This is a genomic window from Sphingomonas sp. LR59 (assembly GCF_036855945.1).
Taxonomy (GTDB): Bacteria; Pseudomonadota; Alphaproteobacteria; order Sphingomonadales; family Sphingomonadaceae; genus Sphingomonas.
Window position 1 is genome coordinate 1,074,000 of record NZ_JASPFL010000001.1, and the last position, 18,389, is coordinate 1,092,388.

General features: G+C 67.9%; 13 protein-coding genes and 1 pseudogene. 11 read left to right on the forward strand and 3 right to left on the reverse strand.

Translation table 11 applies throughout. The annotated features are described in order from the left end of the window. Positions 1–15: 15 nt before the first annotated feature. Positions 16–2,019: a hybrid sensor histidine kinase/response regulator gene (locus QP164_RS04955; RefSeq protein WP_443027421.1), complete on the reverse strand. Its 2,004-nt coding sequence runs from the start codon at positions 2,017–2,019 to the stop codon at positions 16–18. 80 nt (positions 2,020–2,099) lie between these two features. Between QP164_RS04955 and QP164_RS04970 the strand changes: the two genes are divergently transcribed. The 7 genes and pseudogenes from QP164_RS04970 to QP164_RS05005 all read left to right on the forward strand — a co-directional run bounded on the left by QP164_RS04970 (position 2,100) and on the right by QP164_RS05005 (position 10,806). Continuing rightward, entirely contained in the window at positions 2,100–3,362 is a 1,263-nt protein-coding gene (locus QP164_RS04970; RefSeq protein WP_333922377.1) for an efflux RND transporter periplasmic adaptor subunit, read from the forward strand. Further along, entirely contained in the window at positions 3,359–6,535 is a 3,177-nt protein-coding gene (locus QP164_RS04975; protein WP_333922378.1) for an efflux RND transporter permease subunit, read from the forward strand. Before QP164_RS04970 ends, QP164_RS04975 begins: the two co-directional genes overlap by 4 nt. Further along, a pseudogene (locus QP164_RS19765) lies at positions 6,532–7,951 on the forward strand (efflux transporter outer membrane subunit). The gene QP164_RS04975 and the pseudogene QP164_RS19765 overlap by 4 nt, the downstream one beginning before the upstream one ends. 3 nt (positions 7,952–7,954) lie before the next feature. Next, the gene (locus QP164_RS04990) at positions 7,955–8,581 is read left to right on the forward strand and encodes a hypothetical protein (RefSeq protein WP_333922380.1); all 627 of its coding nucleotides are present in this window, start codon (positions 7,955–7,957) and stop codon (positions 8,579–8,581) included. A gap of 43 nt (positions 8,582–8,624) precedes the next feature. Next, positions 8,625–9,707, forward strand: a complete 1,083-nt coding sequence (locus tag QP164_RS04995; protein ID WP_333922381.1) for a glycosyltransferase — start codon at positions 8,625–8,627, stop codon at positions 9,705–9,707. After that, entirely contained in the window at positions 9,704–10,141 is a 438-nt protein-coding gene (locus QP164_RS05000) for a hypothetical protein (protein ID WP_333922382.1), read from the forward strand. The genes QP164_RS04995 and QP164_RS05000 overlap by 4 nt, the downstream gene beginning before the upstream one ends. After that, positions 10,117–10,806, forward strand: a complete 690-nt coding sequence (locus tag QP164_RS05005) for a glycosyltransferase family 4 protein (protein ID WP_333922383.1) — start codon at positions 10,117–10,119, stop codon at positions 10,804–10,806. Before QP164_RS05000 ends, QP164_RS05005 begins: the two co-directional genes overlap by 25 nt. Here the strand turns inward: QP164_RS05005 and QP164_RS05010 are convergent. Next, positions 10,757–11,683, reverse strand: coding sequence for a glucosamine inositolphosphorylceramide transferase family protein (locus tag QP164_RS05010; RefSeq protein ID WP_333922384.1), 927 nt, complete (start codon positions 11,681–11,683; stop codon positions 10,757–10,759). The two genes, QP164_RS05005 and QP164_RS05010, sit on opposite strands and share 50 nt — an antisense overlap. A 64-nt stretch (positions 11,684–11,747) precedes the next feature. Next, positions 11,748–12,971 (reverse strand): hypothetical protein, encoded by a 1,224-nt coding sequence (locus QP164_RS05015; protein ID WP_333922385.1) that lies wholly within the window; start codon positions 12,969–12,971, stop codon positions 11,748–11,750. A gap of 111 nt (positions 12,972–13,082) precedes the next feature. Between QP164_RS05015 and QP164_RS05020 the strand changes: the two genes are divergently transcribed. From QP164_RS05020 to QP164_RS05035, 4 genes are read left to right on the forward strand one after another with little or no spacing between them, the layout of a single operon-like run. Further along, positions 13,083–14,459, forward strand: a complete 1,377-nt coding sequence (locus QP164_RS05020) for a lipopolysaccharide biosynthesis protein (protein ID WP_333922386.1) — start codon at positions 13,083–13,085, stop codon at positions 14,457–14,459. Next, the gene (locus tag QP164_RS05025; protein WP_243643157.1) at positions 14,456–15,013 is read left to right on the forward strand and encodes an RNA polymerase sigma factor; all 558 of its coding nucleotides are present in this window, start codon (positions 14,456–14,458) and stop codon (positions 15,011–15,013) included. Before QP164_RS05020 ends, QP164_RS05025 begins: the two co-directional genes overlap by 4 nt. Further along, positions 15,003–16,001 carry a FecR family protein gene (locus QP164_RS05030; RefSeq protein ID WP_333922387.1) on the forward strand — a complete coding sequence of 333 codons (999 nt, stop codon included), beginning with the start codon at positions 15,003–15,005 and terminating at the stop codon, positions 15,999–16,001. The genes QP164_RS05025 and QP164_RS05030 overlap by 11 nt, the downstream gene beginning before the upstream one ends. Positions 16,002–16,050: 49 nt before the next feature. Further along, a complete protein-coding gene (locus QP164_RS05035; protein ID WP_333922388.1) occupies positions 16,051–18,387 on the forward strand; it encodes a TonB-dependent receptor domain-containing protein in 2,337 nt (778 codons plus the stop codon). The last annotated feature ends 2 nt before the right edge of the window (positions 18,388–18,389 follow it).

Below are 18,389 nucleotides of genomic sequence, written 5' to 3' on the forward strand. Positions count from 1 at the left end.
CTGTCGCGTGATTTGCTACCTGCGTCGCGGCGTAATCGATCCTAACGCGATCTCGAAGCACAGTCCCTTGCCGCCGGGACCAGGTGCAACGTCGAGAACGCCGTGATGCGCACGCGCCACGCGATCGACGATCGACAGACCGATCCCCGAGCCTTCCGACCGAGTTCCGTCGCCGCGCCAGAAGCGATGCTTGAGCCGCGCGAGGTGCTCGAGCGCCACGCCATCGCCGTCGTCGACGACGCTGAGCCGCGCGCCGGGGCCGACTCTCACGACGATCGCGGTACTGGGCGGCGTGTGGCGAACCGCATTGTCGACGAGATTCTCCAGTGCGAGGAGAATTGCGCCGGAATAACCAATGGCCGCGGCGTCTGCCGACAGATTCTCTAGGGCGATCGTTCGGCCGTCGGCCAGAATGCCCGGTGCCCGATTCGTGACCACTGCTTCGGCCAGCGCGGCGAGGTCGAGCGGTTCGCCGGCATCTTCCACCGGGCGTTCGAGATCGGCGAGCGCGAGGAGTTGCGCGACGACGCGCGCGGCGCGGTCCACCGATGCGAGCAGCGCGTCCTTCACCGCTGCGTCGCCGACTGCATCGGCGCGCAGCCGGATCACCGCAAGCGGTGTGCGGAGCTCGTGGGCGATGTCGGCGGCGAACGCGGTCTGCGTGCGGAACCCGTCTTCGAGCCGGTCGAGCGCTTCGTTGGTGGCGGCGGCGAGCGGCTCTACCTCGGACGGCAGCGTGCCACGCGGCAACCGCGTGTCGAGCGTGCGTGGGCAGATCGCGGCGGCGGTCGCCGACACCGCCTGCATCCGCCGGGTAAGGCGGCGGGTTAGCAAAGCGCCGATCAGCGGCACCAGCGCGGCGATCGGCAGGACGAGCAGCGCGAAGCGTTTGAGGAAGGCGCTGACGATGTCGTCGGTGATGACTTCGGGGGCGGCGCTGTCCTGCGATGCGACGATCCAGCGGCCGCCGGATACCGGCACGCTGTAGGCCTCGATCACGCCGCGGCGGAAAAAGTGCGCGCCGTGGTCCATCGGCACGGCGGCAACGATTCGCGGCCGGGCGGGGCCCTTCGCCATCAGGACGGTGCGCCGGCGGTCGATGATCGCGACCGCCATGCCGTCGGTCAGGACGTCGCTGGGTAGCGTGATCAGCGGCAGGGCATTCGCGACGATGGCGGCCTGTTGGCGGAGCAGGCGGCGCTGGTAGTGATCCGCGGTGCTGTGAAGCAGCGCAGCGACGCCGAGCGACAGCGCGATCGTGGCGATCAGCGCCGTCACGACATGCAGCGCGACGAACTGGCCCAATAGCGAACGCGGCAGACGCAGTCTCATGGCTTGGGGACGATGATGTAGCCGACGCCGCGCACCGTCTCGATCCGCGCGCTGCTCGATGCGTCGTCGAGTTTCTTGCGCAGGCGGTGGACATAGACCTCGACCGCATTCGATCCGAGGTCTCCGCCGAGCCCGAACAGGTGATCCTCGGCGATCCGCTTGGGGACGACGTTGCCGGCGCGACGCAGCAGCAGTTCGAGCAGTTCGGTCTCGCGTACCGACAGCGCGATCGTCGTACCCTCTACGTGTGCGACGCAGAATCTCGACGTCGAACACCAGCCGTCCGCACGTCAGCGAGCGGCCGAGATACCCGCCCTGGCGCCGCATCACCGCGAGCAACCTGGCGTGGAGTTCGTCAACGTCGAACGGCTTCACTAGATAATCGTCGGCGCCTTCGTTCAAGCCCCGGATGCGGGCGTCGATCGTGCCACGCGCCGTCAGAATTAGCACTGGGCGAGTGTCGCCGCGGCTCCGCATCCGGTGAAGCAGTGCTAGTCCGTCTTCATCCGGCAGGCCGAGATCGAGCAGGACCGCGGCGTAGTCGCCATCCTTCAGATACGCTTCGGCGTCTTCGATAGTGCGCGCGAGATCGACTGCGAACCCGCGCGGGGCCAGCGCTGCGGTCAGCGCCTGCGCCAGGTCTGCGTCGTCCTCGATCAACAGCACGCGCATCGGACTCGACCTCATCTTGCCGCGGCGCAGCATCCGTAAGCGCGCTGTAAGCCAGCGGCGCTACCGGCTCCAGTCTAATCCCCAAGGGGCTGATTATGCACGCATCGACGACACCCGAAACGCTCCCTCCCGCCGCCAAGCTTTCGCGATCCGCGCAGTTACGCTGGCTCGGGATCGCGGCCGGCGTGATCGCCGGGCTGGTGCTGATCGTCGTGCTGATCGGCAAGCTCACGCACCACGAACCTGCGTCGGCGCCGGTCACGCCGGCGGGGACGTTCCGGCCGACCAGGGACCAGATGGCCGGGCTGACGACGATGCGCGTCGGCTATGGCGCGTCCGATGCGCGGACGCTCGCGAGCGGCGCGATCACCGTCGACGGCGATCGCAGCACGCCGGTGCTGATGCCCTATTCGGGGCAGGTGGTGCGCGTGCTCGCGGATGCGGGGCAGCACGTGACCGAGGGCCAGCCGCTGATGCTGGTGAAAACGAGCGATTTCGTCGATGCGCGCAGCGGGCTGTTCGCAGCGCGCGCCGCTGCACAGAACGCGCAGGTGCAACTTGCGACGGCCGAGCGGACTGCCGAACGCCAGCGGCTGATGTACGAAACGGCGGGCGGCGCGCTGAAGGATTATCAGCAGGCGAAGACCGATCTCGCCGCCGCGCAGGCGACCGCGCGGACGGCGGCGGCGTCGCTCGGTGCGGCGCGCGACAAGTTGGCGATCCTCGGCAAGTCGCAAGGCGAGATCTCGCGCCTGGAAAATGTCGGCGAAGTCTCCGGGATCCACGACGTGACGACGTTGCACGCGCCGATCTCCGGGCTGATCGCGACGCGCGACGTGTCCGCGGGGCAGTATCTCTCGCAGGGCGGCGACAAGCCGGTGATGACGATCACTGACCCCTCACACGTCTGGCTGATCGCGCAACTCGCCGAGAACGACGCGAGCGCAGTGCATCGCGGCGACAGCGTCACCGTGACGACGCCGGCGCTGCCGGGCCGCAGCTTCCACGCGACGATCGACCTGGTCGGTGCCGCGCTCGATCCGCAGAGCCGTCGCCTGCCGGTGCGTGCGACGATCGCCAATCCCGACGGAGCGCTGAAGCCGCAGATGTTCGCGAGCTTCTCGATCCAGCGCTCGCACAGTGGCGATGCGTTGCTAGTCCCGGCCGCCGCCGTGATCCACGAAGGCGACGACGCGCGCGTGTGGGTGGTGCGCCCCGAGGGCCTGCTGATCGCGCGGAACGTCACCGCGGGCGAGGAGCAGGACGGGAAGGTCGCGATCACCGCCGGTCTGCGATCGGGCGAGCGGATCGTCACCGCGGGTGCGCTGTTCGTCAACGAAGCCGGCCTCGGCGAATGAACCGGATCGTCGAATTCGCGCTGCGTCAGCGGCTGCTGATCGTCGGCATCTTCGTCGCCATGCTGGTGGCGGGGGGCGTCGGCTTCTACAATCTCAACATCGAGGCGTATCCCGATCCGGTCCCGCCGATGGTCGAGATCATCACCCAGACGCAGGGCCTCTCCGCCGAGGAGATGGAGCGCAACGTCACCATCCCGATCGAGGTCGGCATGGCGGGCATCCCACATCTGACCGCGATCCGGGCGATCTCGCTGTTCGGGCTGTCGGACATCAAGATCCAGTTCAGCTACGACCTGACCAACGACGAGGCCAAGCAACAGGTCATCAACCGCCTGTCGCAGCTGCCGCCACTCCAGGGTGGCGCGCAGCCGACGTTGTCCCCGACCAGCCCGGTCGGCGAGATCTTCCGCTACAAGATCACCGCGCCCAAGGGCTATTCGGTGATGGACCTCAAGACGTTGCAGGACTGGGTGCTCCAGCGCCGGTTCAAGCGGATCCCGGGCGTGATCGACGTCACCGGCTGGGGCGGCAAGCTGCGCACCTACGACGTGGTGATCGACAATGATCGCCTCGCCGCGCACAATGTGACGGTATCGCAGGTGCTGGCCGCGCTCGCCAAGAGCGACGGCAATGTCGGCGGCCAGACGATCAACTTCGGGGCGCAGGCGGCGATCGTCCGCGGCATCGGGCTGATCCAGTCGGTCGGCGGCATCGAGAACGTGCTCGTCGGCACCGGCGGTGGCCAGCCCGTCCTGCTGAAGGACATCGCGCACGTCCGCATCGGCAACGCGCCACGGCTTGGGATCGCCGGCTACAACGACCAGGACGACATCGTCCAGGGCATCGTCCTGATGCAGCGCGGCGCGCAGTCGATGCCGACGATCTTGGCCGTGCAGAAGGAAGTGTCCGACATCAACGCGTCGGGAATCCTGCCGCCGGGCGTCCATCTCGACCGGATCTACGATCGCTCCGACCTGATCCACCTGACGATCCACACCGTGCTGGAGAACATGGTGGTCGGCATCCTGCTGATCTTCGCGCTCCAGTGGATATTCCTCGGCAATCTGCGCAGCGCGATCATCGTCTCGGCGACGATCCCGTTCGCGCTCGCCTTCGCGATCCTGATCCTCGTGTTGCAGGGGGAAAGCGCAAATTTGCTCTCGGTCGGTGCGCTCGATTTCGGGCTCGTGGTCGATGCCTGCGTGATCATGGTCGAGAACATCTTCCGCCACATGGTCGAGCGATCCGCGCATGTCGAAAGCGGCAAGGGGCATTACACCTTGGCCAACCGCTTCTCGGCGGTGCTCGGCGCGAGTTCGGAGGTCAGCCGCGGCATCTTCTTCGCCGCCGCGATCATCATCGCCAGCTTCCTGCCGCTGTTCACGCTGACCGGCGTCGAGGGGCACATCTTCGGGCCGATGGCGAAGACCTATGCCTATGCGATCTCCGGCGGCCTGATCGCGACCTTCACGGTCGCACCGGTGCTGGCGACGTTGCTGCTGCCCGACAAATTGTCCGAAGTGGAGACGTGGATCGTCGGGAAACTGCGCCGCGTCTACGAACCCGCCGCGGCGTTCGCGCTCGGCAACCGGGTCGTCGCGATCGGTGGCGCTGCGTTGCTGATGCTGCTCGCATTGGTCGGCGTGCGCTCGCTCGGGATCGAGTTCCTGCCGCACCTCGAAGAGGGCAACATGTACATCCGCGCGACGCTGCCCGCGTCGGTCAGCCTCGAGGCGGGGCAGCCGGTGGTCAACGGCGTCCGCCGCATCCTGATGCAATATCCCGAGGTGCAGGCGGTATTGTCCGCGCACGGTCGCCCCGACGATGGCACCGACTCGACGGGCTTTTTCAACGCCGAATATTTCGTGCCACTGAAGCCGTTCGACACCTGGCCGAGCGGTGTCACCAAGGAAACGCTGACCGAGGAACTGTCGAAGCGTCTGACCGCCAAATATCCGGGCGTCGACTTCTCGTTCTCGCAGATAATCGAAGATAACGTCGAGGAGGCGGCGTCCGGCGTGAAGGGCGCGAACTCGATCAAGCTGTTCGGCCCCGATCTCGCGACGCTCGAAAAATACGCCGACCAGATCAAGGCGCAGATGGGCAAGGTCCGCGGGATCGAGGATCTGGGCGTGTTCCAGTCGCTCGGCCAGCCGACCGTGCGGATCGACGTCGATCGCGCGCGTGCCTCGCGCTACGGCCTGACACCCGACGACATCAACGCGACCGTCGCCGCGGCGATCGGCGGGCAGTCGAACGTCGATCTGTACGAGAAGGGGACGGATCGCCACTTCCCGATCGTCGTCCGCCTGAAACCCGAACAGCGCGACACGATCGACGCGATCCGCCGGATCACGATCGGTGCGCCGTCGCCCGATGGCGCGGGCACGATCCAGGTGCCGCTGTCGGAAGTCGCCGACGTCAAGCTGACGACGGGTGCCTCGTTCATCTACCGCGAGCATCAGGAGCGCTACATCCCGATCAAGTTCTCGGTCCGCGGCCGCGATCTCGGCGGGGCGGTCGACGAGGCGCATGCGCGGATCGGCCAGACCGTGCATCTGCCGTCGGGCTATCATCTCGAATGGGCGGGCGAGCTCGACAACCTCAACAACGCGGTCGCGCGCCTGGAAGTGGTGGTGCCGATCAGCCTGCTGGTGATCCTGCTGCTGCTCTATGCGAACTTCGGCTCGATCCGCGACAGCCTGCTGGCGTTCTCGGCAATCCCGATGGCGATCATTGGCGGCGTGCTCGCGCTTGCGCTGACCGGGACCGCATTCAGCATCTCGTCCGCGATCGGCTTCGTCGCGCTGTTCGGGATCGCGGTGATGGACGGAATCCTGGTGGTCACGACCTACAATCACGCCGTCGACGAGGGCGCGCGGCGGGAGAATGCGCTGGCGACGACAGTGCGTCACAGCCTGCGCCCGGTCGTGATGACGTGCCTCGTCGCGGCGATCGGCCTGCTCCCCGCTGCCTTGTCGAGCGGGATCGGCAGCCAGGTGCAGAAGCCGCTCGCGCTGGTCGTCGTCGGAGGGATGACGCTCGCGCCGATCCTGATCCTGCTGGTTCTGCCGGTGCTGATCGACCGCTTCTCGAAGCGCGTGCCGCCCGAGGATCGCGGCGCACACGGGCGTGACGTCGGCCATCACGCCCATCCGGAGGTCCAAGCATGAAGCGTCTCGCCATCCTCCTGCTCGCCGGCGTTACGAGCGCCTGCACGATGGGGCCTCACCATCTGGACGCACACGCCAGCCTTCCGCCGGCGCCCGCCGCGCAGACCTTCGCGCCTTCTAGTGGCGCGACCCAGGCTACCATGCTTCCGGCAGTACCGGCCGAATGGTGGCGCACCTTCGGCAGCGCGCAGCTCGACATGCTGGTGACCGAGGCGCAGGCGCACGCGACCGACATCGCCGTGGCAGAGGCAACGCTGCGGCAATACCGCGAGCAGGGTTCCGCCACGGCGGGCTCGGCGCTGCCGCAGGCCGACGTGAACTATCAGGCGGAGCGCACGCGGATCTCGAACGCGCTGTCGCCCGCGGTCGCGGACCAGAACCAGCAGCTCTACACGCTCCACACCGCGCAGGTAACGGTCAGCTACGCGCCCGACTTGTTCGGCGGCACGCGGTCGAAAATCCGCTCCGCGCGCGCCGCGACCGAGACGCAGCGGCAGCGGCTCGCGGCGGCACGGATGACGGTAATCGCCAACCTGGTCGAGGCGGTGATCCAGCGCGCCTCGCTCGCCGAGCAGATCGTCGCGGCGCAGACCGCGATCGCGGTCAACCGCGACATCCTGCAGACACTGGTCAAGCGCCAGCAACTCGGCGCCGTCGGCGCCGCCGACGTCTCCACGCAACAGGCGGCACTCGCGACGGCCGAAGGCGCACTCCCCGCTGGTCCGCGCCGAAGCGCATCAGCGCGTGGTCATCGGAACGCTGATCGGGCGCTCGGCAGGCTCGGACATGCCGCCGCTACCGACGCTCGCGTCGTTGACCCTTCCACGCGATCTGCCCCTGATAGTCCTCTCCAATCTGGTCGCAAGACGCCCCGACGTGCTGGCCGCGCAAGCGCAACTCGAGGGGGCAGGGGCCGATGTCGGCACTGCCATTGCCGCACGGCTCCCCGCGATTTCGCTCAGCGGATCGGCGGGCGGCACCGCCGAGCGGTTCGGCGACATGTTCAAGAGCGGCAACCCGTTCTGGACGCTGATCGGCGGCATCACCCAGCCGCTCTTCCATGCCGGCGCGCTTCGTCATCAACAGCATGCTGCGGAGGCCGCATTGGATGGGGCGAAGGCGCAATATCGTGCCGCGGTGCTCCAGGCATTCGGCGACGTGTCCGACGCGCTGACCGGTCTGCGCACCGACGCCGACGCGCTCGACTCCGCCACGCGCGCGACCGACGCATCCGGCCGGGCGCTCGACTTCGTCCGCCGCCAACTCGCGCTCGGCGACGTCGGCACCCCCGCATTGCTCAACGCGACCGCCACCGACGCGCAGGCACGCGGGCAGGCGGTGCAGGCGCGTGCCGCCCGGTTGGCCGACACGGTTGCGCTATTTCAGGCCGCGGGCGGCGGCGTCACAGGAGGATAACTGATGGGCGGCATGATAGGCGCGACGAGCGGCAAGTTCGTCTTGATGGCGGCAGCCCTGCTGTTCCACGGCCGGGTGGACAACGCGCCTACGACGATCGCCATCGTCCCCGGCGCGCCGCGCTCGGCGATCGGCACGAGGCTGGCCGATCGGATCTCACACCGCGACCGGGTCAAGATCGGTATTCGCGCGGAGTATCTCTACGCGCCGATCGCCGCGGTCGAACCGGCCCCGGCGGACGGTGCGGACCTGCGGATCGGCCAGGATATCCTCGACGCGCACCCGATCGAGATCGACTTCCCGCATCACGAACTCCGCCTGTTGCTGCCGGGCGAGGCAGCGCGCGCCGAATGCGGCATGACCGCAATCCCGGTCACGCACCAGGCGGACGGCACGATGACGGTGCCGCTGACGCTCGACGCCGCGCCACCGACCGCTGCGGTACTCGACCTTGCGCACGCCACCGCCGTGACCGCCCCGACCGTAGCCAGCGCCGTCGCGCTCGGCCATTCGATCCTCAAGACCGCCATCGTCGTGCACGGCCCCAGCCCAACGGTCGGGCTCAGCGCGTTCGAGGACATGCGGGTAATCTTCGATCTCGGCCACGACCGGATCTGGGTCGCGATGTAACTAGGCTTGGCTTCGGGGCAAGGTCGGGGCTAACCGCGCGGTCATGGCCGCCCTGTCGATCCTCATCGTTCTTCATGACTTCGCCCTGGGCGGTACCGAACGCGTTGCCGTACGGCTCGCCGAAGCGTGGGCAAAGCGCGGTGTCCAGGTCACCATCTTTGCCGGATCGGACGCAGGGCCACTCCGCGGTCTGGCGGGGGACCGGGTAGACGTCGCGATTGCCGATCCGCCGATTCCGCGCGGCCGCGGATCGCGCCGTCGTCTTGCGCACGCGGCCCGCGCCTTCGTCGCACTGCGCCGGTTCGACGGCGTCTTCATCCCCGGTAATTTCCACTGGCCCGTCGCCGCCGCGCTGGCCGGATCGGGCATACCCGTCATCGCGCAGGTCAGCGCCGCGCTCGACAAGCCGCAGCGCGGTCGAGTGCGGCAATGGGCGTTCGAGCGTCGGATGCGATATTTGCTACGGCACGTGCAGGCGGTGGTCACGCTGTCCGACGTCGCGCGCGATCAGGCCGAGCGGATCCTCCGCCGCCGCGTCGCCACGACGATCGCGTTGCCCGCGCTGGCCGACGATAGTGTGCCGCCGATCCCAATCCCGGAAACGCAGAGCCCGGCGATCCTGGCGGCGGGGCGTCTGGTGCCAGAGAAGGGGTTTGCGCGACTGATCGCAGCGTTCGCCGCGTTACCCGAAAAATCGGCCCGGCTGGTGATCGCCGGCGGCGGCCCGGAAGCGCACGCGCTTTGGCGGCAAGCCGAGACGCTGGGGATCGCCGATCGGATTGCATTCCCGGGCTATGTCGCAGACATCCGACCCTGGCTCGATGTTGCGCGGCTGTTCGTGCTGCCGTCCGATTTCGAGGGCTATCCGGCCGTGATTGTCGAGGCGCTGGCGGCGGGCAGGCCGGTCGTGGCGACCGATTGCACGCCAGCGACGCGATTGCTCGACGCACCGGGGGCGGGCAAGGTGGTACCGCTTGGCGACACCGTCGCCCTGGCGCAGGCGATCACGCAGATGCTGTCCCAATCGCCGCCCGATCCGGCGCAACTGGCAGCATCGGTTGCGCACCACCGGATCGGTGCGGTCGCTAAAGCCTATCTCGATCTGTTCGCGGCGGTGCGCGCGTGAGCGCTCTGCCGATGCGGATCGCCTATGTGATCAACTCGGTCGAAGGCGGCGGGGCCGCGTCGCCGGTGCCCGCGGTGCTCGGGATATTGCGCGACGGCGGGGCGGAGGTGGCCGTGTTTGCGCTGACCGCACGCGACCGCCGCGGCGAGACGGCGATGCGCGCCGCCGGGTTCGACGTGCAGGTGCGCGACGGCGGCGAGACCGATCACGTCGCGGCGCTCTGGTGGCTCGATGCGACACTCCGCGACTGGGCGCCGACGCATCTCTGGACGTCGCTGACCCGCGCGACGCTGCTCGGCCAGATGGTCGGCCTGCGTCGCGGCTGGCCGGTCGTCAGTTGGCAGCACGCCGCGTTCCTCAAGCCCGCCAACCGCGTCCTGCTGCGCGCGATGCAGCGTCTGTCGCGGCTGTGGGTAGGGATTCTACCGCGGTAACCCGGCTGACCGCGGAACGGCTTCACGTTCCGTCCGCGCGTCTGGTGCAATGGTCGATCTTCCGCGCCGATCCGAACGCGCGACAGGCAACCCCGTGGCAGGAAGGGCAGCCCGTACGCATCGGCAGTCTCGGCCGTCTCCACCCGGTCAAGGGCTACGACGTGCTGATCGAGGCGCTCGCCTTGATCGAAACGCGCACGCCGTACGAGATCGTCATCGCCGGCGACGGAGCAGAACGCGCGGCGCTCGAAGCCCGCGCCCAAGCGCTCGGGCTGAAGACGCTGCGGTTCGCCGGTTACATGGCCGAGCCGGCAGCGTTCCTCGCCGACTGTCATGTCTATGTGCAGCCGTCGCGATCGGAGGGGTTGTGCGTTGCCGCGCACGAGGCGATGCAGGCGGGGTTGCCGGTCGTCGCCTCGGCGGTCGGCGAACTCCCCGGCACGATCGTCGAGGGCGAAACCGGCTTTACCGTTCCGCCCGGCGATCCCGTCGCGTTGGCGCGGGCGCTGTCATCGATGCTGGCGAGGCCGGCGCAACTGGCGGCGATGGGGCAGGCCGCACGCACCCGCGTTCTGGCCACCTTCGGACCCGAGCGGTTCGCCGCGACCGGGCTGGCTATCCTCGAACGGATGCGCGCTTTCGGACTGCGCGACCGAGTTTCCTGACTTCGCGGACGGCTTCGATCGAAAGCCCGTGCAACGACAATTCGGTGCGCTTCATATCGACCAACGTCACCGGTCCCGCTGCCGACAGCGTGTGGAACCCCTCGACATACGGCGCGCACGATGCCGGCGGCACCAGTGCATCGCCGATCTCAGCCTCGAACCGCTCCGGCGTGAGCGTCGTTATCGTCAGCGGCCGGATCGCGCCGCCATAGGTCCGGCTGCAATCCTGCACCGGCAGCACGATCTGGCCGTCGACCACCAGCGGCATCCCGCCGGGGCGGGCGCTCGCAACGTCCACGCGCACCGGATTGGCGGCATGCGGCATCCACGGGCCCGCCAGTCGCTCGGCATAGGCGACGTGCAGAGCACGCATCTTGTCCGGTTCGCGGTCCGCCGACGTATAGAACAGCCACCAGAGCCCGCCGTGAAGTATTGGCGTCGCATCGACCGCGACGTGATCGAGTTCGATCACGTGCGCCGGCTCCCACCGGGTCGGGAAGTCGACCGCACGGTACAGCGTCAGCCGGTTCGAGCGGTGCGCTTCGGGCAGCATCCACGTTTCCCCCTCCGCCTCGAACACTAGCGGATAGGACAGATGCCAGGGCTCGTTCAACACCGGCTGGCGGTCGACCAAGCGGAAGTCGGCGTCATAGACCAGCACTTCGATCGCCCCGATCCGCACGCGGTAGTCGTAGGTCTCGACGAACACGTGCAACAGTCCGTCGCGCCACAGCCCGAACGGGTCCGCGAGAAACTGGAAGCTGCCCATCGGCGGCAGCCACATCATCGGCAAGCCCTCGATCGAACCCCGTGCGACGATCGCCTCGGCAGTCGCCATCACGATGGCGGGGCGCCAGATATCCTTGCGTAAAGCCACGGTGGTCGATCGATCCCAAATGCCACGCCCGCCAAGGACGCCGCGCCGGCCTTCTCGCGGCGGTTCAGGCTACGCGCAACCCCTGCAATCCGATCGCCGTCTCCGGTTCGCGCTCCGGCAGCACGCTCGGAATCGTATCGCCAAGCACGCTCATCACCGCGCGCGCCGCACGCACCGCGGAGCGCTCCGCGGTCAGCTCGAAGCTCCGCTGGAATAGCGCACGCTGGACCGGACGATAGCGATCATGCTGCGCCACCGCGCGGTCGAGCGCATCGCCGAGTCCGTCCGTGCCGGTCACGACCTCGCCCGCCTGCCAGTGCGCATAGTTCGCATCGCCGTCCCATTTGGTCGCATGCGCGTCGAGGAACAGGCATGGCCGCGGCGTGTGGAGGAACTCGTACACCTGGCTGCTGACGTCGCCGAGATAGATGTCCGCCGCCGCGGTGTAGGTCATGTCGGTCGAGGCCGCGCTGCCCAGATCGACATGGATGTTCGGCGCATCGAGGAAGCGCTGCTCGATCACGCCGGCACGGTCGATCCGGAACTTGTCGATCGTCAGCACGAACTTGCGGTGGAACAGCATGACGTGCGGCGCGAAAATCAAATTGTAGCGGTCGTCGTGCAGGAAATGCTCGAGCACCGCACGGCCCTGCGCATACCAGGACGACAGGTGTGGCGACGGATGCGGATTATACAGCACCGTGGGCTTGCCGTTCGCCTGGAACGGCAGACGCGGCGCGGGCTCCGGCATCAGGTCGAACTTGGGATAGCCGATCAGGCTCATCCGGTTGAACGGCACGCCGGCCTCGCGGTGAAGGCGCTGGCGGATCTTGGTACCGGAAACGAGCACGTGATCGAATGTTGCGCTATGCTTGTTGAAGCCGATCGCGCGGTCGCCGGCGCCATGCCGCGTGTGGATGATCTTGAGATCGTCGAGACCGTAGCGCGTCTTGAGCAGCAGCGAGGTCTTCTCGGCAACGACCAGCGCATCGAGCGATCGAAAGAAATCGAGATTGTCGCGATAGATGCCGATCTTGGTCACCGGCAGCGCCCATTCGAGCGTGTTCGCCAGCGCGCGCGTCGACGTGCGGCGCAAGCCGAGTTCGACGAGCGGAATGCTGACACCCAGCCTTGCGCACAGCCGCCGGACTTCGTCGGTCAGCCGGGCATTGGTGGTCGCGACGACGATCTCCGCATCCGGATAGCCCTCCGCCATCGCCAACGCGGTTGGTAGGGCGTGCGCGACCTGATGCACTTGGTCGTGATTGAACAGAAAACCGATCTTCATGGCCGGTAGACGTTCCCGAAGCGGCCGATCCTCATTAAATATTTCGTCACTTTGCGGGCTGGGCGGAACTTTCTGTTCGTCGCTGCAACAGGAGGAGTCTAAGCGCTCGCGATGCGCTCGCTCCTCAACCGTATGACGTCTCGTGAGGTGCGACCCGCGAAACCCGAACGGGCGTTCGAACGGACGGCTGAAACGCGGTCCGGCCTGTGGCTCGTCCTCGCGAACCTTGGTCATCTGCTCGGGGGCAAGGCGGCCGCGGGGGTGATGAGCCTCGTTTATCTGGTGCTCGTGACGCACCGGCTGGGGGCGGCTGAGTACGGCGTGCTGGTGCTGGTCAACGCCTATGCGGTGCTGATCGGCAGCGTGCTGGCATTTTCGGGGTTTCACGGCGTGGTGCGCTATGGCGGGATTGCGCTCGAAGCGGGCGATCGTGCCGGGTTCGCGCGGATCGTCCGGTTCCTCGCGGTGATCGAACTTGGCTGCGGCGCGGTGGCGGTGATCGTCGCCGCGTTGCTGGTCCCGTTGATCGGGCCGCGGCTCGGCTGGTCGCCGGACACTATTCGGATCGCCATTCCGTATAGTCTGGCGGTGATCGCGACGGTCCGCGCGACCCCGCAGGGCCTGCTCCAGATCGCCAATCGGTTCGACCTGATCGGCATCCACCAGGCGGTGTCGCCGCTGATCCGGCTCGTCGGCGCACTCGGGGTATGGTTCGCGGGCGGCGGGTTGATCGGCTTCATCGCGGTCTGGCTGATCGCGGCCGTTGCCGAGGGGTTGGCGATGTGGGGTTTCGGCTGGGTGGCATGGCGCAAGCTGGCCGCCGGGGAACCGTTGCGCGGCCCGTGGCGCCACGCCGCCCGCGACACCGATGGCCTCAGGCGCTTCATCCTCATCACCAATTTCGACATCACCGTGCGCGAGCTCGCGCCGAATCTCGCCCCGTTGACGGTCGGCTGGTTGCTCGGGCCGGCGGCCGCAGGTTTGCTCGCGCTAACCCAGCGCGCCACGTCGCTGCTTGCCCAGCCGACCGTATTGCTTAGTCAGGCAAGTTACGCCGTGCTTGCCGCCCAGGTAGCCCGCAAGGATCTGGCCGCGCTCCGGCATACCGTCTGGCGGAGCGCCGGTCTGGCACTCGCGATCGCAGTGCCGATCGTGGCGACCCTTGCATTTGCCGGCGATCGGCTCTTGGTCGCGCTGGGCGGCGCGAGCTTCGGCGGCGGTACCGTCCTCCTGATCCTGATCGCCGGCGCGCGTGCCGCGGGGCTAGCAAGCGCACCACTCGCATCGGGTCTGACCGCGCTTGGCTTGCCGGGCCGATCGATGACCGTCGGGGTGGTGACCAGTCTCGCGCTGTACCCGCTGTTGCCGGCGATGCTCTGGGCGTTCGGCACCGATGGGGCCGGATGGCACGCGCTGCTCCAGAACGGTGCCGCGATCGTCGCGCTTGCGCTGATGTTCCGCAGCGACGCAAAGGGTCGACCGGCATGACCATAGGCGGGCTCCGTGCGGTTTTCCTCGCCGAGCGGGCGATGCTCCTGCGGTTGCTCATCGCGCGGCTCGGGAGCGTCGAGGAAGCGGAGGACGCGTTGCAGGATCTCTGGCTGCGGCTGGAGACGGTCACCGGCGGCCCGATCGCCGAACCGCTCGGTTATATCTGCCGGATGGCGAACAACATCGCGGTCGACCGGCGTCGTCGCGCGGTGCGGCGCACCGATCGCGATACCGACTGGCTCGAAACGCAGGCGACCGCGGACGAGCATCCGGACGCCGAACGCGCATTGATCGCCCGCGACCGGCTTGCACGGGTAGAGGCGACGCTTGCCGGCCTGCCCGACCGTGTCGCAACGGCGTTCCGCCTGTACCGGTTCGACGACCTGCCGCAGAAGGCGATCGCCGAACGGATGGGTATCACCGTCAGCGGCGTCGAGAAGCTGCTGCACCGCGCCTATCTGAGAATCCACTTGCAGCGCAGCAATTCCGGTGTGGATATCACGCCGGCCAAACGTCTCCCTCATGAGGAGGACCAGCGCGATGGTCGATGAGTGGACCGACCAGGGCAGAGCAGGCGCAGCGGCGGACCAGGCGGTGGCGTGGCACCTTCGCTTGCCCTCCGCCGATGCGGACGACTGGCTGGCGTTCACCGCATGGCTCGAAGCCGATCCGGCGCATGCCGATGCCTATGATGCGCTGACCCGCGCCGATGCGGAACTGGGCGATGCGCTGACGCCACCCGACTGGTCGGAGACGACGCCCCGCGATTGGTCGGAGACGACGTCCCGCGTCGCGGCCAACGACGATCGCCCCGCACCGCGCCGTCGCTGGGCGCTTGCGGCATTGGGTGGTCTTGCCGCCGCGGGTATCGCCGGTGTGATGCTGCCGTTGGAGACCGACCCCGCGGTGCGGATCGTCGAGACGGCGCGTGGCGTCCGTCGCGCGGTCATGCTCGGCGATGGCAGCCGGATCGACCTGAATGGTGGCACGCGACTGGCGATCGACCAGAGTGCCGTACGGCGGGTGACGCTCGAGCGCGGCGAAGCGACCTTTCACGTCACGCACGATCCTGCGCACCCGTTCGTCGTCCAGTCGGGCGAAATGCGGCTCCAGGACGTCGGTACCGTCTTCAATGTTGCACGCGTCGGCGCGCATCTCGGCGTCCAGGTGGCCGAAGGTGCGGTGATGTTCCAGCCCGATGACGAGCGGATCATGCTGACCGCCGGCGCGGCCCTGTCGCATCTCGACGGTCAGGCGCCGCGTCTGTCGGGAGTCGCGGTCGACGATGTCGGCAGCTGGCGCAAGGGACGGCTCGTATTTCAGCAGACTCCGGTACGGCTGGTCGTCGCCGCGCTGGAGCGCAGCACCGGGACGGTTGTCAGGGTCGCACCGGCGCTGGCGGACACGCCGTTCACCGGATCGATCAGAGTCACGGGCGGCGCGGATCGCCTGATCCCCCGCGTGGCCTCGCTGATCGGGGCTCGGGCCGAGCACGTCGATGGTCGCTGGCGTCTGGTTGGAGGCCATGCCGGTCCGTAAACTTCGCCTGGCCATTTCGCTGCTTGTCGCCCCGTCGTTCGCATTGTCCGTGCCCGCTCCCCTCCAGGCGGCGGCGCGACGGCCGATCGCCATCGCGCCGGGTCCACTCGATCGTGCGATCGGTGTGCTCGCACAGCAGACCGGGGTCGATATCGGCAGTGCCGAGCCTGGGTTGGGGCAGGTCAGCGCGCGCGGCGTCCAGGGACGGCTGACCGTCGCCGATGCGCTCGATCGACTGCTCGCGGGTACGGGATACACCGCGCAACGGCTCGTCCCGGAAAGTTTTCGGATCGTTCGTCGCCGGATTGCGCCACGTCCGGTGCGGCGTTCGCCCCAGTCCGTAGCGCCCGACCGGCCGCCGATCATGCCGGCCGTTGCCGAGCCGACGCCCGATGTGGTTGTGACCGCGACGAAGCGCGCGACCTCCCGCCTTCGTTTTCCGGGAGCACTGACGATCTTGCGCGCGGATGGCACCGCGCTGATCGGCGCCGACGCAACCGGCGGGATGGACCGCGCGATCACCGCCACGCCGATCCTTCAGGGGACCGCGCTCGGGGCGGGCCGCAACAAGCTGTTCATCCGCGGCGTCGCCGACAGTAGCTTTACCGGCCCGACGCAAGCGACCGCCAATGTCTATTTTGGTGAGGTGCCGGTCGCCTATAACGGCCCGGACCCCGGGCTGAACCTGTACGACGTCGATCAGGTGGAGGTGCTCGAAGGGCCGCAGGGAACGCTGTACGGCGCCGGCGCGATCGGCGGTATCGTCCGCCTGGTTCCGCACCCGGTCGATCTGACACGACAGGCCGGCAGCCTGTCGGGCGGCGTCAGCACCACCCGATCAGGGGCTCCGGGCGGTGATCTCGCCGGCATGATCAACCTGCCGATCCGCACTGAGGTCGTCGGCGTGCGCGCAATTGGCTACACCCTCGTCGAGGGCGGCTATATCGACGACGTGCGCCGCGGCTTGCGCAACGTCAATCGTGTGGAGACGACCGGCGGACGCCTCGACGTGCGGGTCGCACCAGCGCGAGGCTGGACGATCGACGCCGGGATCGTCGGGCAAAACGTGTCCGCGCCCGACCTTCAATATGCCGAACGCGGTGCCGGTCCGCTGGCGCGAGCCTCGCTGCTCGCCCAACCCTTCGAGCAGCAGTATTTCCTCGGTCGCCTCGTCGTCGACAAGCAGTGGGACGACGGCCTGCATCTGGTCTCTGCGACCGGTCTGGTCCACCGTGACGCCGAAAGCCGGTTCGATGCCACCAAACCCAGTCAGCCGACCCTGCCGATCGCCTATGATACCGACGAGCGCAGCCGGCTGTTCTCGCACGAGACGCGGCTGTCGCGGACGGGGACGAACGGCGCCGGGTGGCTGGTCGGGGTCGCGGTGATCCACGCCCGCGATGCCTATGCCCGCATGTACGGCGTTCCCGACCGGCTGCGCGATATCGTCGGCGTCACCAACCGGACGTTCGATGCCGCGATGTTCGGCGACGTCGGCGTCGCGGTGACACCGGCGTTGACGATCACGGCTGGTGGACGCCTGACCCACCAACGGAGCGACGGCGATCCGATCGCCAGCTTGCGTACAACCAATTTCATCCGCGGCCGAAGCGTCACCCGGGTCGATCCGACGCTTGGCGCGTCCTGGCTCCTCACTCCCGGACTTGCCGCGTTCGCGCGCTATCAGTCCGGCTTCCGGACCGGCGGGATCACCGTCGCCCCGGGTGTTGGCCGGGTCGCCGATCTCGTGCCCGACAGCATCCATGTCGGCGAGATCGGACTTCGCCGGGAACGCAAGGGGCCGCTCGGGCTGGCCGGATCGATCGGTTTTTCCGTGGCCGACTGGCGGCATATCCAGGCTGATCTGGTCGATCGATCGGGCTTTCCGTTCACCACCAATCTCGGCAACAGCCACATTCGTGGGGCCGAGGCGAGCCTCGACTGGGTACCGGTGGCGGGGCTGAGCCTCGACGCGGCGATGTTCCTCAACGACACGGGGGTCACCGACCCCAATCCCGCGCTGCGGCGTCAGGTCGGTACCAGATTGCCCAATACGCCGCCTTTCGCGGTATCGGGCGGCATAAGCTACACCTGGGTACTTGGCACTGAATCACACATGAGCACCAACGCCACCTGGCGCTATGTCGGCCGCTCGACGATCGGGACGCAAGCGCCGCTCGACGTGTCACAAGGCGAGTATGGCTCTACGCATTTCGGTACAACATGGTCGAAAGGACGCGTCCGGCTGAGCGTTACGATCGAGAACGTGTTCGACGTCAAGGGCGATCGCTTTGCCGGCGGTAACCCGTTCGTCCTGGCCACGCGCACCGAATACACCCCGCTGCGACCGCGCACGGTTAGACTCGGTGGCAGCATCGCGTGGTGATG

What these genes read in the sequence shown, in the direction of transcription:
- QP164_RS04955 (WP_443027421.1), bottom strand. Translation starts at nt 2,019, where the DNA reads ATGAGGTCGAGTCCGATGCGCGTGCTGTTGATCGAGGACGACGCAGAC.
- QP164_RS04970 (WP_333922377.1), top strand. Translation starts at nt 2,100, where the DNA reads ATGCACGCATCGACGACACCCGAAACGCTCCCTCCCGCCGCCAAGCTT.
- QP164_RS04975 (WP_333922378.1), top strand. Translation starts at nt 3,359, where the DNA reads ATGAACCGGATCGTCGAATTCGCGCTGCGTCAGCGGCTGCTGATCGTC.
- QP164_RS04990 (WP_333922380.1), top strand. Translation starts at nt 7,955, where the DNA reads ATGGGCGGCATGATAGGCGCGACGAGCGGCAAGTTCGTCTTGATGGCG.
- QP164_RS04995 (WP_333922381.1), top strand. Translation starts at nt 8,625, where the DNA reads ATGGCCGCCCTGTCGATCCTCATCGTTCTTCATGACTTCGCCCTGGGC.
- QP164_RS05015 (WP_333922385.1), bottom strand. Translation starts at nt 12,971, where the DNA reads ATGAAGATCGGTTTTCTGTTCAATCACGACCAAGTGCATCAGGTCGCG.
- QP164_RS05020 (WP_333922386.1), top strand. Translation starts at nt 13,083, where the DNA reads ATGCGCTCGCTCCTCAACCGTATGACGTCTCGTGAGGTGCGACCCGCG.
- QP164_RS05025 (WP_243643157.1), top strand. Translation starts at nt 14,456, where the DNA reads ATGACCATAGGCGGGCTCCGTGCGGTTTTCCTCGCCGAGCGGGCGATG.
- QP164_RS05030 (WP_333922387.1), top strand. Translation starts at nt 15,003, where the DNA reads ATGGTCGATGAGTGGACCGACCAGGGCAGAGCAGGCGCAGCGGCGGAC.